Below are 17463 nucleotides of genomic sequence, written 5' to 3' on the forward strand. Positions count from 1 at the left end.
AAAATATTTTGATAATGTAAATACCCCCAGACGACTTTATACTTTTTACAGTAATAGCATTTACAATTTACCCCGACGAGGCCCTACTCAATAGATGTTGCCGCCCCAGGTAAAACCTGTAAAAGCACTGGCAGGCAGATATCTTCCAATAACAAGATATTGAGAGATACCGATACCTGCAGCGCGCTGGGAAATGGTTTGCAGGTCTTGCTGTGAGGGTGTTTCTTTTACCTCTATAGCCATATCTCCGTTAAAAACAAAGTCGATCTCTTGCCCTGTCTTCTTTTGATAATATTGAATGGTACCCTGACTTTTCAATTGTGCGGCGATCGCATTTTCGAACACTTGCCCACTGGAGACTTGCATCCCGGCTAATACCTGAAGGATGCCTGTATCTGCGAAATATAGCTTGGTTTGCTGTGAGATCTCCTTATCAATATTTTTTGTAAAGGGTTTGGCCTGATAGATCAGGTAGGTATATTCCAGCAACTGGATGTAGCTCGCGATTTTTTGACGGTTAATACCTGTAACGCTACTGATCTTGGTATAATCCACTTTGTTACCCGTACGGGCAGCCAGCACCTTGATCAGTTTATAAAGGTCTTCACTCAGCGAATAGTCGGCTAATAATTTGACATCAATTTCTATGTAGGAATTAATGATATCTTTCAGTAACTCCACTTTGTCGGCTTGACTCTCTTCCAATACCACCTCCGGAAAACCGCCAAAACGGATATATTCTGCGTACGCTGCTGAAAACCTGTTGTACCATGCCCTGTCAAAAGGTTTCCAGGCATATTTTTCAATACTTGGCGGAGTCAGTTCCTTAAAAGCCAGGAACTCACTGAAGCTTAGCGGATACATTTCAAAAATACGTTTCCTACCGGCAAGGCTTTCAGAGAACCGGTTTTTCATATAATAAGAACTTGATCCAGTCACGATAAATTTGACCCCATAAGTGTCATAGAAATATTTGATCACACTGGGTAGGTTTTCCACCAACTGTATCTCATCGAGCGCAACGATCGCGGGCAGCGAAAAATCGATGCCCATTAATTCCAGTTCACTTTTAATACCTTCATAATTAGTGGCATTAAAAAGCACACGGATTTCGATCCTTTCACAATCAAGATAAAGATGGTTGGAACCTCCCAACTGTTTTAAGATATATCTTACAGCGGTACTTTTGCCAACCCGACGCATGCCGGTAATGACGGTAACTTGTTTTTTTTTACAATGATCCAGCAGGGCAGTATAAATTAATCTTTCTTTCACGATGTAAATATACTCAAAAAGAAATACTATTTGATTGACTTTTCATCATATAGTATACAAATCAATCTTATGTTATTTAAAAATACCCCCAGTACCCTTTGCAAGGGCTTGCTCAGTTAAAAGACCGCCTGAACTCGAGTGGAGACAGGTTGGTTTTTGTTTTAAATAGCTTACTGAATGACTGTGGATGTTCGAACCCCAACGCATAGGCTACTTCACTCACCGATAGTGTAGTGGTAGAAAGTTTTTCTTTTGCCTTTTCGATCAACTTATCATGGATGTGCTGCTGCGCGTTTTGACCCGTAAGCGCGCGCAGCATATCGCTTAAATAGCTGGGCGACAGATGCAGGCTTTCGGCAAGATACTGAACGGTTGGAATACCCTTACTTAAAGCATGTTCATTGCCGAAGTAGCCGGCCAGCAAGTCTTCCAGCCTTTGCAGCAGATCATGGCTTACTATTTTACGGGTAATGAATTGGCGCTTGTAAAAGCGGTTGGCGTAATTTAGCAACAACTCAATTTGGGATATGATGACATCCTGGCTAAAATCATCTATACGGCTATTCAGTTCCTCTTCCATGATCCTGAAAATAGAAATGATGGTAACTTTCTCACTTTCAGAAAGGTGTAGCGTTTCGTTGGCTGAGTAAGAAAAGAACCCGTACTGACTGATCTTTTTAGCTACAGGATAACCTAAAAAGAAATCCGGATGAATTAGCAAGGTATACTCAGAACATACCGTTCCCTCGTTATCGCCGCTACCTATGACCTGGCCGGGGGAAGCAAACAGCAAGCCGCCTTCATCAAAATCATAATAGCCCTGACCATATTTCAATTTGCCGCCAAGTTTTGGCTTGTAAGAAATTTTATAAAAGCCCAACACATGATGCTGAGCCGGCTGGTGTAGTTGAGCCCCGGATTGCGCCCCGTTGATTATACTTATCAATGGGTGCTTTGGATGAGGCAGGCCGAAGGCCCGATGGGCATCGGTTAGCGTTTCAAATTTATGCAGACTTTTTTCGTCTTTTTTCATTTCAAAACAAATATAATCATAACCGGCAACCATTTTAATTACCGGTTATGATCTGGTTATTACTCAGCTACCTTTTGGGCCGAACTGGAAACGGCGTCCCATTTTTCCCATAAGGCCAACCGTTCTGCGTAAGCAGCGCGTACCCATGGCAAATTTTGGCTACCCAGGTTAAACCGTAACGGCGGGTTTTCCGCATCTACAATCTGGAAAAGCGCTTGTGGAGTGGCGTTCGGGTCGCCTCGTTCCGCGTCTTTTAATCTTCCGAAAAACTGCGTTTTAAAATCCGCGTATACTTCCATGCCGGCTGCAAATTTCAAAGAGTCCTGGCTGCCAAATTCAGTAGCGTAAGCACCCGGCTCAATAATAGTCACTTTGATGCCGAAGTCTTTTACCTCTGCCGCCAGGCTTTCATGAATAGCCTCAAATGCCCACTTTGACGAGCAGTAGTAACCAATTACCGGCAGGGTAACATGACCAAGATTGCTGGATGTGCCAAGAATATGGCCTCCGCCTTGCACCCGAAGCAACGGTAATGCTGCCTGGATAACTGCAATTGCCCCAAAAATGTTGGTTTCATACATTGCCTTAACATCTTCGGCACTCGCCTCCTCAATAGTTCCCACTAATGAATAGCCGGCATTGTTCAGTACAATATCCAACCTCCCGAAATGGGCATATGCCTGGTTTATGGCCGTTTTTGCCTGGCCAGGGCTGGTTACATCTAATTCCAGGGTTAACACATTTTCGCCATATTTTTCTTTAAGTCCGGCTAAACTATCTACTTTACGTGCCGTTGCCGCAACTTTGTCGCCACGCTCAAGAGCGGCCTCTGCCCAAACACGTCCAAAACCGCGCGAAGCGCCCGTAATGAACCAAACTTTACTATTCAATTTACTTTCCATGTTCCTTATCTTTTCAATTATTGATAAAGCAAAGATCAGGAGTACCAGCCGGCCGTATGTAGCCTAATTGGGGGCATTTGTAGCCTAATTGCGGATTTAGTTGAGTGCTATTAGCGTGTTAATGTTTTATTGGTAAAGGTGCCTTACGTTCCTATTCAACAGTAGCATTTTAAACGTTGTATTTCCGTTTACGGGCATTATTTGAAATTACTTTGTTGTCATTTTTAGTTTATCAGCAAGCATTTTCATATAGAAACCACCAACTACACTGCGGGCTTTAAAATTATCGCGTATGCCTGTATTTGAATCATAAAAATCGTTTAAAGGCACTCTTGATTCTGTTTCAATTGCGTGTTTATAAACAGGATGAATCAATGCCTGGAATTCATTCTGATTTGGAGCAAAGGTAGCAGTCCACAAAATCCAGTCGTTTTTAGTATACGATTTTCTGCTATCCAACGGAATACCGTATTTGTTTTGCTTAGTTAAATAGTAACTGATTTCTGTATCATATACTTTTTGCGGGAACAAGTTTAGGTTTAAAACTTTATCCCAAACCAAATTATATTTTTGGCTCCATGTACTTTTATCATCAAAAGTTAATGCATAGTGATCGCCGGCGTCAGCCATTTCTATCCATTTAGGCACCATACTCACAGCTATGGCCCTGTACTTACCGGCAACTTCGGTATACCCCAGCGTCTCTGCCAGTTGGGCATAACAGGCAATGCTCACAATGGCTTTTACCGATAAATTAGCGTTTCTGGCCAAATGGCCTGCAAAATCGTCGGTACATAACTGCATTTTAGGATCAAGTCCTTCTTTTGCCAAGTAATCGACCCAGGTGCTAAGTGTTTTCCAATGCTGCTTTGCATAATTTGCATTACCCTGGGCTTTTGCAATTGCAGCTGTTAAAATCAGCATATTTCCAGATTCTTCAATTGGCATCGGTTCGCCATAGGTTTGGCCGTTTGCTAACGGATAAGTTCCTAAGTCATGCGCAGCCCATGGATGAGGATATTTTCCGCTTTCACTAAAATAAAAAATGCCATTTAGCATCCCTTCTAATAACGATGGATTGTAAATTAAATATAAAGGTGCAGATGGGTATGTTACATCAACAGTATTGATAAAACCGCCGCTGTTGTTCTCTTTAGACAACCATAAGATGTCGCCCTGCGGGCTTTTAACCAGTGCATGTGCCGCAATACTTTGCCGGTAGCTTAACATACACAGGTGTGCATACTCCACCCCGCCAGATTTTACAGCATCGGCGTAAATTGATTTGTTAAGAGCATCGCATTTATCCATTACCTTTTTGTACTGCAAAGCGGCATCAGTCAATTCCCCCTCAATGGTTGCTTTTCCCGAAGCATTCCACCATGGCCTTAAATTATTGTTAAAGTATTGAACGGAGTAAATGTCATCGTAACCCAACTCGACAAATTTTTCGACCGGGGCATTACCAACTGCGCCAAAAGGTATAATGGTATTTAATGCCAGCATTTTGCCTTGCTTAGCCGTTGATTGATAACTACCTTTTATAAAAGCGCCGGCAGCATCTTTTCCCGGCGTAACAAATTGAATAGCATTGCTTGTGTTGGGGGCAGCAACATAAAAATATCCCCAATCAATCCGCATATCGTCACCTGCTTTTTTCAAAACCGGTTGTTCAATAGTTCCTACCTTTAAAACCGACAATTTATTCGTAGCGTATTTTTGGGTTGTTACCTCCTGCGAGGGATTATAAACGGCAATATTAGATGATGCACTTAAGGAAACCTTAACCTGGTGCATTTTACCGTCATTGGCTTTAACCTGATAAGTAATATAAGATACAGGCCTGGCAAACAATTGCAGGTCATTCATCAATAGCGGCGAGGTAAACGTTAATTTCAGGTCTATTTTACCGCAGGTAAAATCATAAATGGTTTGGGTAGCATTTACATCAACATTTTTTTGCCTGGCTACCTGTATTTTTACAGCATTATCTTTTTGCCTGTCAACCAGTCCAAAATCAAGATATCTGCCACCGGCAGTATTCATTAAATGTATAGCGATAGTGTTATCGCCTTCTTTAAGGACATTTTTATCATTTAGTGCGATGTATTGAAAATTGCTTGTCCAGCCTTCCTTAGCATATACCTTTTTCCCGTTAACAAAAACCTGAATATTATCATCATGGTTTATCTTTAAAAAAAGCTTGTTAATTGCCGCCAGATTAGAAATCCTGAATGGCCTTCGCACCCATATTTCGTTTGAGCGCCAAATGGTTTTTATGTTTTTAATATCGTCCCCTATTGGTGCCGAACCTGTTTTCCAATCCGAGGCTGCATAATCAGGTGATTTCCAATCTCCCTGGGGCTCAATTTCTGTATACTGTACCTGGTATGTCTTTTCATCTGATGCAGGCAGAATGGTGATATAATTAGGACTTTCCACGCCCATAAAACGAAAAACATCTCCATCAACATTTATCAACCCCAAAAGTGACTGCTCTGCCCCCGTCCAATGTACTGTAGATGACTCGTTTAACTTATCTGTATTTGACCAAATGCTAAAATAGGTGTTATGTGTAATTAATGGATAAGATGGCGCCTTCCGATCTTGTGCTTTGAGCAACATGCCGGCAAAAACGCATCCTATAACGGCAAGTATCTTTAATTTATTAATTCCGTTCGTCATTCGTTGGTCTGTGTTTGTAAATTTATTATCGTGTAAAAATGAATCATTAACCGCCGTGCCAAGTAACATGCTTGTTTTGGGGCGATTATAAAGGCTTGACAATTAATGGTCATGATTGGGCAAAAGGTGATGGCTCCAGGAACTCATTTCGGGTAAATTAATTATTAATACCTCCAGAGTCAGATGCAAGCCCAAAGTGATTTTTAATGCTAAGCACTGGGTTTAGGCTTATGATAAATACAATTTTACCCCGTAGTAAAATTGCATTTACCATAAAGCCGATACTTGAAAAATTAAAAACTGTAACCAAAGTGACACTTTTTAATGCCTTGCCACTCAAAAGATTCTCCGTTTTTTAAATCGCGATCTATATTTTATTTAGCTTAATGCAATTACGAGTTCAGCGTACGTAAAAACGCGCCCATAAATGTTGTGGCTTAAGGTTGCTTTTTATTTACTGTCCATTCGGCCATTTGAAAATCGCGGCTGCCGTTATTTGCCTTAATGCTTAATCTGTAAAATTTGTAGGGCACATTGTTATTGAAATGATATAATTTACGTTGGGCACGGCCAGAAAACAGCTCCCCTGTGCGCGAATGTAAGTTTATCCACTTTATCCCATCTTCAGAACCCTGCAATATCCAGGTTTTAGGATCCCGATCGGGCGAATCATTACCGCTTATTAAAGTGTACGCTCCTGCAAGTGCAGCTGTTTTAAGCTCATACTTCATCACCAGGTCGCCGGAAAAGCCGGATTGAAAAAACTTTGAATTCGGATCGCCGTCAACCACTTTTAGCGACCCCTCGTTTGAATTAGGACCGCCTCCGTTATCGCGCGAAACAGTAAAAGTACCGCCAATAGTGGCAAAATAGCTTTCGCCCACCTTTGTTCTGTCAAAATTAGGATCGGCTACATTCAATATTATTTCCCGGCTTGATGAAAGCCCCTGCGAGTTTCTTGATGTAAGTACTACGTGGTATATGCCCTCAAATGCATATTTGTGCAGCGGCGATTTTTCGACAGAAGTGCTGTCATCTCCAAATTGCCATAATAACTCTTTATAATTGGTTGAGGTGTTGGTAAACTGATATTTCAGAAAATCAACACTATCTGCCTTCGCCGCCGTAAAGCCTGTTAAGGGCACAGGTTCTTCAACTACGGTAGTATCTACAGGTTTATCCTTTTTACATCCTACCGACAACATTACTATGAATATAAGTGCTGATATTATGCTAAATAACTTTTTCATTTGCCTTTTTATTAATCGTTATAAATGATTATTGTGCTGGAAATAATTGGCTTTTGGGTACAATCCGCCTTCCGTTGATGCCTGCCGACGGCACTTCATATTCAAGCCTGGCCTGCTGACCGCCAACATTTTCACGATGATCGGCTTCTATCTTGTATCGCTTCCCGCGTTCAAGGGTTACCTTGGCAAATCTGCTTGGCAGGTCCCACTGGGTGGTAAAATCGTTTATAACCGCTTTACCATCAATAAATAACCTGGCGCCGTCGTCCCAGCGTGTTTGATAAAATATATACTCGCCGCGAACCGGGGCTAAAAACTCGCCGGTCCATCTGGATGAATAGTTATCGTTGCTGACAATGTTTGAGGGTAACCAATCTCCGCCAAAATCAATAGTTTCGTCTATCCTCACCAGTGATGGCGCCCTGCCGTCAAAATCAAGTTGCTGGTTGTTTGAAAAATATTCGGCTTTTAGGCCGGTGCCGTTACCCGTTATGTATGAATTGTTGTCGAGATTAACCGTAGGCTCCACCAAAACAATTATTTTGCTGCTTGTTGGGTGTAAAATATGCCTTGTTGGGGCGCTTAAGCTTATTGCAAATGCAAATTTTTTGTTTGCCACGATATTGGCATCAAAAACCGGCCACCCTATCTGTAAGCGTATTTGAGCCGTATTTGAATTGGAGTTTACCCTGATTAGGGTATCAATAGTAAAATTGGCAGGGCTTAAGTTGATGGCATTAGCCGGTAATACTTTGCTGCTCACAAGCTTGTTAATGGTATCGGTATTTAGCTTTACGTGCACATTAAATGCAGTACCGGCCTGACCGGATAGATTTACAATTAGCGGTATAATAATGCCGGCAGGAGAAGTAGTGTAATTCTTTTTATAATCAACACTCATAATGGTTCCGCCATTTACAATTGACAGGTAATGGATATCTTTTTCGGCTATCAGCTGTTTGGTATTAAGCACAACCATGATATTTGATTTAGACGCTTTAACCACGTTGCCTTTTCCGGGATCGATAAGTTTAAAAGCAAATGCTACGTCTTTACCATAATTAGCTTCAAGCGTTGTAAGCCTCACTGTTGCAACTCCTGTAGCTGTATCGGCACCATAGGATACATTAATTACACTTGGATAATCAATAGCTCCGTTAGGTAGCACTACTGTATTTTTTAAAGTGCCGTTGGCTATTAATTGATTAACGGTATCGCTATTAAGTGTTATACCTACCTGGAACGCTTTAGTTGCCGCCGCAGATAGCGATATTTTAAATGGAACTTTTACTGTTTCATTATCCTTTGTTACCGCCGCAACAACAACGCCATCACCAGAAATGGTTACGGCATTATTTTTTATTAAACCTACGTCGTCAAGGTTATTGTGCTTACAAGAAATAGTTACAAGGGTTATCCCAAGTAGTATACTGTATATATAATTTTTCATCATCAATTAATTTATGGTGTATTAATTTTACTGATCTAACCAAACTCTGCCATCAAGGCCCCAGCTTTGCCTGTTAGGAATCCTGAACCAGTTTATTATTTGTGCAGGTATATCTGTTGTTTGCGGCACAAATACGGCAAGTGCTTCGGCCGGTGGCGGGCATATCAGGTCGTTAAAATCTTCCCATTTATAATCTCCCTTTAATTGAAAGTCACGGGCCTGCGGACCAACATCTTTCAGTTTATCACCCTGCCCATCGGTTCCCGGCCAGTAGGCCGCAAGAAAACTGTAATAAGGGTGCCCTTCTGAAATAGACGTTTCGCAAGCGTAATTACCAATTACAGCATCTGGCACATCTACTTTAAAAAACCTGATATCGCTTACATATACATCTGGCGTACCATGCCCGTTGCCATTTAAAAAACCCAATTTCAAGGGGTTATTGTTATCAAGGCTTCCCGATGCTGTAATTTCCATTTCGTTATTAAAATTACCGTCGGTATACGTTCTGATAAAGCGTTTGCCGGCACGGATCTCGCATTTTACAGATAGGTTATGCCATCTGCCTTTCTGCAAATCAGCCCCCCTGCATTGCCTGTAATCGCCATCTTTTGTGCCTCTCATTTCAAAATACCAATAGGCATCTTCCAGGTAAATTACCCAGCCCACACTTGGGTGGCCGCCTGACCACTCGCGTCTTTTACCCAATATGCTTGGCCAAAAAAACTTATCCTCATTTTTTTTAACCTTTAGCTCAATTGTAAATTTGGTAGTATCCCCAAGATTAAATACATCTGCCGTATCAATTTCTGCCCTTACCGATTCGCCGTACAACCTCACTGTTTTACCTAAATAACGGTTTCCGGTAAACGGTTTTCCTATTACGCGTTGCTTATACCTTGAACTGTAATAGATAGTAAAGGTATTGGCCGCTGTGTTGCTAAAAACCGTGTTGTCGTTTTGATTTGCCGGTATGGTAAACTTACCACCACCACTTGATGCTATAACTACCAGCCATTCTTCATTCTGATAATTCTTCCGTTTTTTTAATGCATCCATTATAGCACCTACATAGCCATCAAACTTTTCAATAGCGGCTTTATATTGGGGTGCCGAGTTATCATAAGCGTATTTGGCCCCTGCCTCGTCTATATCATTAAAATGCCCCAAAATCAGGCTTGCAGTATCGGTATTGATATTGTTTACAACGGCTGTTTTGATCTGCTCATCGGTATCAAACAACTCACTTACAGTGGCCCCCGTGGTAAAATTATTTTTAAAGATTGCCGAAGACGAAAACGCTACCATTTTGGCGGTAGGTTTTTCGTCCTTTATTCGTTGAAGCACAACCGGGTAGTTTGCCAAATTTGCCCCGGTTAAATTGTCGTTTAAAACCAAGTGCTTTTCTTTTTTTACCCCGGTTAACATGTTGGCCCAATTACTAACATCCCTGGTTGAATCAGGATCGCTTAACGCTACCCAGCTGTAAATGGAATTTGGTAATAAGGCTTTAATATTAGGCACATTAGCGCTGTTTACAGATGCGCCTCTGGCCCCATCAACAATCAAATACAACACTTTGCGTTGGCCGTATGATACGCTGGTGGTATCGCTATAATTTTTATCAGGCAACGCCTTTAAAAAATCTTTATTACAGGATATTACCGCAATGGCCAGTATGGAACACATTATTCCAAACACTATTCCCTGGTATTTTTTCTTCTGCCCCATCTTTTTATAGTTATAATTTCTTTTTAATTTATTCAATGGTTACCCGTATAATGTTATTTACCGGCTGGTTATCAAACCTGTCGAACCCACCTATCAGATATAACGCCCTTTTTCCATCGGCCGATTTTGTTTCAATTATATCTGACAAGCCACCCGAAAACGGACCGGTAGTGTTATAATTACCGGCAAGGTTGCCTTTGGAGTCGAGTACCATAAATCCGTTGCGTGTTACCTTGTTGTATTTTTTAAACCCGCCGCTAACTACTATTAAGCCATCATCCAGCTGCCTTGCAAAGGCCGGGTAGCCGCCCTCAAATACTTTTGGCGCAAATGACTCATCAAGGCTACCGTCCTGGTTTAGTAGTGCCATACTTATTACAGGTTTACCATTATAAGTTCTGAACACCCCTGTAATGAGGTATTTTTTTGTAACGGTGTTATAGGTTAATGACGAGATGCTGTTATCGGCCCCCAAGCCTGCTTTAAAGGTATTATCGATACCACCATCGGCATTTAACCTTACAACACGCCCTGCCGGGGTTTGGTCAAACGTTGTAAAGCTTCCAAAAACCACAAGCTTCTCTATCAGTGCGGCATCTGTGTGCATATATGAATCTATGGGGCCGTTTGCCGCCGGCAGGCCTTTATTGGCGGCCACGTTAAAACGAAACGTTTTATCTAATGATCCATCCAGGTTAAAGCGCAGCACTTGCCTTATCTCGGTACTATCTACAATAACCGTATCTTTTGTAAAGTCGTGATTGGGCTTTTTATAGGTGCGGTGTACATAGTACCTGAAGTTTCCGGTTGCCAGTATCTTGTTTTGATGATTATACACCCTGTTTATAAACTCGTTTGTACCGCCATTAAATTTTGGAAAATACTTGGTGGTATCCCTTGAGGTATCTTTTTGCGTAGGCCTCCGGTATACTTTTAAACCTATAGTATCAACACTGCCGTCAACGCCCAAACTTGTTATGTTGCTAATATTATCTGTGCGTTGGTTATATCCGCTAAAGCCGCCTGCGATAATAAACTTCGAGTTTATCTGCATCACCCTGGCTAAAGCACCGTTAGCAGCCTTACCCGTCCTGAATGTACGGTCAAACTCGCCATCGGATGATGTTCTTACAATCCGGTTAAGCGGCGTAATTATTCCCTTGTTATCGTAATTGGTAAACCGGCCTATTACCAGGTTTCTGCCATCGGCCAGTGGAAATATCTGGCTTACAAAGTTATTTGCACCCAAGGTAGCCCTAAAGGAAGGATCGATGTTAATAAGTCCGTTAACCTTAAACAACGGCCCCAACACCAGCTGGTCATCTATAGCTATAGAAGTGATACCACTGCTACCAAACGGCGGAACTTTTACTTTGATGCCCGCTGCCGTAACCTCGGTAATCTGTCCTTCCTCGCCATTAAACATAAATTTCAGTTTATCCTTATAAGGCAGCAACCCGGTTGCTTTAAAAGTAATTTCGGCACCTACCGCACCTGATGTCGGGCTGGGTAACGCATCGCGGCTAAGGGAAACGCCCAACGGTGGCTTACCATCGCCATAGGGGGCTTCAAAGGTCTCCTTATTCTTTTTGCAGCTTTGTATAACTAAGGCTGCCATGGCAAATATTATTATGTATCTGATTTTTTTCATATGTCAATTCGTTATTGATCAAACATCAACGCAAATATTTTAATTGGATGAATGAAGCCCTGTATTATAAACATCAGTGAAGAAATCGTTTCTATCGAACCCAAAGTATGCCCCGTTATACTGCAAGGTGTGCACCACCCCATTTTTTGGTTTGATATCTGACGACGATATGTATGTTCGAAAAACCGCGTTTTCGGCATTGTTTATATCAAGCACATAGCTGATTATAAGGCTACGCGGCCCTATGTATCTAACCTTGTTTGCATCGCCATAAATAACCCCGATGTTGGATACGTCGCCACTGTATGAATAATATAATGCGCCGGGGTATTGATTTTGAAGATCAAGGTCAATCTGCGGGTAGTCCTTAAGCCGGTTGATACCTTTAAACATGTAGCGCTGCAGGTATTTACGCCATATTAATGAATCGATATCTGCTAACCTTTTCACTGTATCGCGCCCTACATCAAACAGAAACTGGTTTAACGAGCCTGAAGTTTTGGCATTGCCGATAGTTCTTTTTATAACATCATCGTCAGGGGCAAAAAAGGTAAAATCAGTCTGGTGAAAAGTATTCTCAAGCCCTGCCAGCTTCACAATTTGCGCAATGGTATCAAACGGAGCTGCTTTTGCCTGTAAATACTGAAACATATCTCCGGGATAATCTGCATTGGCTTTCCCTCCATCCCTGTAGTATTCATCCCGTTTACACCCGGTAAGTACCAATAATAAACCAGCACAAACAATAATTATATTTCTCATAATCGTTATCATTATTCTTTAAACTATGTTTTAATTACCACCGTTTACCCAATAGGCATTTAGTGTCATGAAAGGGTTATTGGTTAATGCATCACTGCTGATAGGCCATGTCCAGGCGCCCCTGTTAAATTTATCTAAGGTTAATACGTTGTATGACCACTCGCTGCTAAGTATCCTGCGGGTACGCACCAGGTCGAAATAATGATGCCCCTCGCCCATCAATTCGCGTGATCTTTCTAAAAAGATAAAATCCTTCAGATCCTGGCCGCCCGAACCGGAATACTGCGAAGCTTCGGCCCTGTCCCTCACTTTGTTAACCAACGCTATTGCCTCATTATCCTGTCCTAATTCGGCCATTGCTTCGGCACATAGTAAAATTTCGCCGGCATACCTGAAAATCATAAAAGTATTATCGGGATTACTATCTTCTTCGCCCGTTGCAAATGCATTCTGAGCAAATTTTAGCATCATGAATTTTCCGTTATCGGCATATATGTCTTCATTAAACCATATAGTAGCCCGTTTATCTGCAGTTCCGGGGTATAGTTTTTGCATATATTCTCCGCGGAAATAAGCAAAGCTTATCCTGTGTGTATATTCTGGTCGCTTGTAGGGATAATGCAAAAACATATCTCCAATGGGCGCTATGTTTGAGTTTGCATCACCATAGTTAACGCTGCGATAAAATTCAAACAGGCTTTCGTCCGATCGTCCTTTAATAACCGTGGCCCATTCTGCAATTGGCAATAACCTGTACGCGTTGCTTTTAATAAGTTCCTGGCCCAGGTCGACAGTTTCCTGGTAATACTTAGGGGCATTTGCCTTATCAAAGCCGGCATTCCACATATTCATATTCATCATCAGCGCTATGATGCTGCCCCTGCTTGCCCGTACCCCTTTCAGGGCAGGGTCCGAATAAGTCCATGGCATGTTGTCTTTATATATCTTCAGGTCGGCAATACATTTATTTAAAACCGAAACCATGTTTTCACGGGGTAAAGAAATTGAATGAAAAGCATCGGTATAATAAGGCACATCGCCATAAAGCCGTACCATAAAGAAATAAGCCAGCGACCGTATAAAAGCCGCTTCGCCTTTAAATTGATTTTTCTCGGTGGTGGATACTCCGGGTATACCTTCGTCCAGTTTGGATATCAGGATATTGGCTCCCTGTACAACCTGGTAATAGCCCGTCCAGTTGGTAATTTTATAAAAATTGTAAAAGTTCCATGGCGGGTTACCGTTGATAAGACCCAGCAAATCATTTCTGCCCAATACTTCAACATACTCGCGGGCCGGGCCCAGGTCTGATTGTGCTTCGTGCATTACCTCGCCAGAGCGGTATTCGCCGGTGGCACCTATGAAATGAGTTTCGTTGATCTTCCCAAAAAACAGCCGCGAAAGATCATATATATTGGCAACAACATCCTCTTTTGAGCGGTAAAAGTTGTTACCCGTTAACTTATCAATAGGTTGAATGTTCAAAAACTTTTTACAGGCAGGTAAACAGAAACTTCCTGTAATTACTAAAATGTATAAAATACTTTTTTTCATGATTTTAAGTTTTATTTACTTGTGTTGAGTTCTAAGTTTAAACCAATATTATAGGTACGCGGCACAGGGTATCCGCTGGATATATCCCGCCCAAGCGTTGTTACGTTCTCGGGGTTTGGTCCTTTATAGCTTGAAAACGTGGTAAGGTTATTGGTTGAAAAATATACCCTTAGGTTGTTAAAACCAATCTTGCGGATAAGCTTGCGATCAAACGAGTACGACAGGGTTACATTATTTATTTTAAAGTACGATCCATCCTCGGCCCATAATGTTTGATCGGGCCTTAAAGGTTGTATCTGGTTATAGGTGGAAAATGAATAAGGATTTGGGTAAACCGTATGATCGCCGGGCTGCCTCCAGATATCCATATTACTTAAAGGCACAACAGCCAGTAAATCATAAGGATTGCGTGATATGGCCAAACGATCGGCTAATGCATTATTCAGGACAGTTCTTTTGGCGGTAAATGTTGCATAAATGTTAAGGCCAAAGTTTTTATAGATAATGTTTGTTGATATACCACCGGTTACCAAAGGCTGGGAATTACCGGTTATTTCATAATCTCTGTCATCTAATATATAATCGCCGTTAACATCTTTAAAAATAGGATCGCCTGCTTTAAACGGTACCCCGTTCGACGAATATTTTTTTCCTGTTGCAGGGTTTACCGGCACTTCAGCATCTGTTGAATATACACCCTGGTTGATGTGCAAATAGTTTGACAGCGTGTTTTGACCTACCCTGAAAACAATGTGCTGTAAATAAGGGCTGTTATCAAACTTAATGTACTGACCATTATACTCGGCAGGCAGCTTTAATAAAACATCACGATTGATGGCGCCGTTCATCGAAATACTCCAGTTAAAATCTTTCGAAATTACCGGCCTTACCGTAAGCGTTAACTCATAACCATAATCGGCAATAGCTACGTCATTGCTTACCCGGCGGTTAAAGCCGGTAGTGTTTGATAAAAACCTGTCGAACAATAAATTATCAACCTTTTTATAATAGGTATCGAAGTTTAAATCAACCCGGCTTTGAAATAGCCCGATATCAAATCCTAAATTGTATTGTGTAGTGGTAGTTGGTTTTAATGTAGGATTGGGTATAAAATCATAATTTATACCAATAGTTGGATTATTGTTAAAGTTGCCATTCAGGTTATAGATACCGTAAATACTTTGCAAGCTACCTGTAGGCACAATATTTTGGCCCCAGGTTAATCTTATACCACCATAAGTAAGCCAGGACAGATCTTTAAACCAGTTTTCTTTACTGTAATTCCATTTTAGGCCCACCGATGGGTTTTTAGAGTAAGGGTTCTCTAACCCGTTTGATGACGTACCATCTAACCGGTATGAAAGCTCAACCACGTATTTGCGCTGAAAATCATAACTTACTGCCCCGGCAAATGACGCGATGGTGGCATTTTTGTAATTTGAAAGTACACCACCACCACGTGAGTTATACGAATCATACCCAATCGGTCCCTGAAGCTGATCATTGGGCGTGCGCTCCTGCCTGATGATGCCGCTTTGACCACCCTGTTTATATATTTCATTAAATAAGTTAACAAAAATATTATGGTTACTGCCTAACGTTTTGGCGTAAGTAATGGCGTTACGGTTATACAAGGTGTAGTTTCGGCCCTCAAAATCATATACCTGTGCAAATTGTGAATTGGCCGCAGCCGGCGTAAATGTCGATTCGGCATCGGAGGTATAATCATAACTGATGCTTGATGACAAAGCAAGCCCGGGAATAAACTCGTACCGGCCGTCTACATTGGCCCTAATGTTTCTTGAACTGTTACTGTTCAACGTTTTCAACGCCGATGTAACACCGTCTGACGACAGGTAGAACGATGGCGGTGGCAATAACGTTGATGCCTGGCCGTTTGAAGCAACACCCTGTTGCAGCAGCCCCAGGCCATCGCCTTTGGCCTGGCTGCCTACCGAGCCGAATAAGGACCCAAAAAACCTAAACTTGTCATTTGGTTTAAACTCCATGTTCATATTCAGGTTATACCTGTCAAATCCGGTGTTTTTTATTACCCCTTTTTCTGAGTAGTAACCAACGTTTGCCTTGTAGTTGAATTTCTGATCGCCACCATCTAAAGCCAGGTTATGGCTTTGGTTATAGGTAGTTGCATAAAATATAGACTGCCAGTTGGTTGAGTTATTCCAATAAGCGTTCAAACTATCGGCCAAAAAGCCTGTCAATCCTATTTTTCTTAACTCATCAACAGTTGTGGCATTTGATAATATTTGCTGAATTTTTGCACGGCGCTCATCGTTACCTCCTAATGTTTCGCGCAGTTTTGGCGGCGCGTTAACAAAAAAGTTAGTGGTATAACGCACCCTTGGCACCTTTGAATTTCCGCGTTTGGTGGTGATAATAATTACACCATAGGCACCTCTTGAACCGTAAAGGGACGTTGCCTGGGCATCTTTCATGATCTGGATACTCTGGATGTCTTCTACCGGAATCAAGGACAATGGACTAACCCCTGGGCCCTGGGTTTGAAAACCAAATTCGGCTGCTTTATCGGCATCTAACGGAACGCCATCAATAATGTACAGCGGGGATGTTGGCTGTAAAAACGACTCGTTACCGCTGCCGCTAACACTAAGGGTTGACAAGCCACGCACCTGTACCGAACCCCTGAAGCCCGGCGCGCCCGTATTGTTCTGGATGTTTAAGCCGGCAACCTTGCCTTGCAGTAACTGTTCAAAACTTGATACCGGGATATCGGCGATATCCTTATTGGTAATAATTGCCGAAGCGCCTGTGGTAGTTTCTTTACTGCGGTTTTGATAACCTACAATAACTATTTCATTAAGCCCTTTTTTATCTTCGCTTAATGTGATGATAACGTCTTTCTGGCTTTCTTCAACTTTTAACTTTTGAGTAACAAACCCAATAAAGGAGAATGAAACTACAGCGTTGGCAGGTACCGTAATGGAAAACCTTCCGCTGGCATCGGTTTGGGCTATTCCCTTTTTATCTATAGAGATATTAACCCCCACCAGCACCTTGTTTTCGGGCTTATCAAGCACCTTACCAGAAACCGTTATATTTTTTGTTTGCGCATATATATCTGCACTGCAGATTATGCAAACTATTAGTACTACGTAAAATAGTATATGTTTTCTCATTTCAGTGGCTTT

At 41.8% G+C, this 17463-nt stretch carries 11 protein-coding genes; all 11 read right to left on the reverse strand.

Going from position 1 to position 17463, the window contains the following annotated elements:
* Nucleotides 1-87 precede the first annotated feature (87 nt).
* Entirely contained in the window at nt 88-1275 is a 1188-nt protein-coding gene (locus AC1RM2_RS05175) for an ATP-binding protein (RefSeq protein WP_492983938.1), read from the reverse strand.
* 112 nt (nt 1276-1387) lie between these two features.
* Nucleotides 1388-2308 (reverse strand): helix-turn-helix domain-containing protein, encoded by a 921-nt coding sequence (locus tag AC1RM2_RS05180; protein WP_492983939.1) that lies wholly within the window; start codon nt 2306-2308, stop codon nt 1388-1390.
* 59 nt (nt 2309-2367) lie between these two features.
* Nucleotides 2368-3210: an SDR family NAD(P)-dependent oxidoreductase gene (locus AC1RM2_RS05185; RefSeq protein ID WP_492983940.1), complete on the reverse strand. Its 843-nt coding sequence runs from the start codon at nt 3208-3210 to the stop codon at nt 2368-2370.
* A gap of 207 nt (nt 3211-3417) precedes the next feature.
* Nucleotides 3418-5895: a glutaminase family protein gene (locus AC1RM2_RS05190; protein WP_492983941.1), complete on the reverse strand. Its 2478-nt coding sequence runs from the start codon at nt 5893-5895 to the stop codon at nt 3418-3420.
* Between the two features lie 437 nt (nt 5896-6332).
* Nucleotides 6333-7145, reverse strand: coding sequence for a PKD domain-containing protein (locus tag AC1RM2_RS05195; RefSeq protein WP_492983942.1), 813 nt, complete (start codon nt 7143-7145; stop codon nt 6333-6335).
* A 28-nt stretch (nt 7146-7173) separates the two neighbouring features.
* Nucleotides 7174-8595 carry a PA14 domain-containing protein gene (locus tag AC1RM2_RS05200; RefSeq protein ID WP_492983943.1) on the reverse strand — a complete coding sequence of 474 codons (1422 nt, stop codon included), beginning with the start codon at nt 8593-8595 and terminating at the stop codon, nt 7174-7176.
* A gap of 27 nt (nt 8596-8622) precedes the next feature.
* On the reverse strand, nt 8623-10362 hold the full coding sequence (locus AC1RM2_RS05205) for an alkaline phosphatase family protein (RefSeq protein WP_492983944.1): 1740 nt from the start codon (nt 10360-10362) through the stop codon (nt 8623-8625).
* A complete protein-coding gene (locus tag AC1RM2_RS05210) occupies nt 10355-11977 on the reverse strand; it encodes a DUF5008 domain-containing protein (protein ID WP_492983945.1) in 1623 nt (540 codons plus the stop codon). The genes AC1RM2_RS05205 and AC1RM2_RS05210 overlap by 8 nt, the downstream gene beginning before the upstream one ends.
* Before the next feature lie 39 nt (nt 11978-12016).
* On the reverse strand, nt 12017-12739 hold the full coding sequence (locus AC1RM2_RS05215) for a hypothetical protein (RefSeq protein ID WP_477365079.1): 723 nt from the start codon (nt 12737-12739) through the stop codon (nt 12017-12019).
* Between the two features lie 30 nt (nt 12740-12769).
* The gene (locus AC1RM2_RS05220; RefSeq protein ID WP_492983946.1) at nt 12770-14293 is read right to left on the reverse strand and encodes a RagB/SusD family nutrient uptake outer membrane protein; all 1524 of its coding nucleotides are present in this window, start codon (nt 14291-14293) and stop codon (nt 12770-12772) included.
* An 11-nt stretch (nt 14294-14304) separates the two neighbouring features.
* Nucleotides 14305-17451, reverse strand: coding sequence for a SusC/RagA family TonB-linked outer membrane protein (locus AC1RM2_RS05225; protein WP_492983947.1), 3147 nt, complete (start codon nt 17449-17451; stop codon nt 14305-14307).
* Nucleotides 17452-17463: the final 12 nt, after the last annotated feature.

The organism is Mucilaginibacter sp. GW822-FHT03E02, assembly GCF_058801545.1.

Coding starts and splice junctions, on each gene's coding strand:
- AC1RM2_RS05180 (WP_492983939.1), bottom strand. CDS start 2,308: ATGAAAAAAGACGAAAAAAGTCTGCATAAATTTGAAACGCTAACCGAT.
- AC1RM2_RS05185 (WP_492983940.1), bottom strand. CDS start 3,210: ATGGAAAGTAAATTGAATAGTAAAGTTTGGTTCATTACGGGCGCTTCG.
- AC1RM2_RS05190 (WP_492983941.1), bottom strand. CDS start 5,895: ATGACGAACGGAATTAATAAATTAAAGATACTTGCCGTTATAGGATGC.
- AC1RM2_RS05195 (WP_492983942.1), bottom strand. CDS start 7,145: ATGAAAAAGTTATTTAGCATAATATCAGCACTTATATTCATAGTAATG.
- AC1RM2_RS05200 (WP_492983943.1), bottom strand. CDS start 8,595: ATGAAAAATTATATATACAGTATACTACTTGGGATAACCCTTGTAACT.
- AC1RM2_RS05210 (WP_492983945.1), bottom strand. CDS start 11,977: ATGAAAAAAATCAGATACATAATAATATTTGCCATGGCAGCCTTAGTT.
- AC1RM2_RS05215 (WP_477365079.1), bottom strand. CDS start 12,739: ATGAGAAATATAATTATTGTTTGTGCTGGTTTATTATTGGTACTTACC.
- AC1RM2_RS05220 (WP_492983946.1), bottom strand. CDS start 14,293: ATGAAAAAAAGTATTTTATACATTTTAGTAATTACAGGAAGTTTCTGT.
- AC1RM2_RS05225 (WP_492983947.1), bottom strand. CDS start 17,451: ATGAGAAAACATATACTATTTTACGTAGTACTAATAGTTTGCATAATC.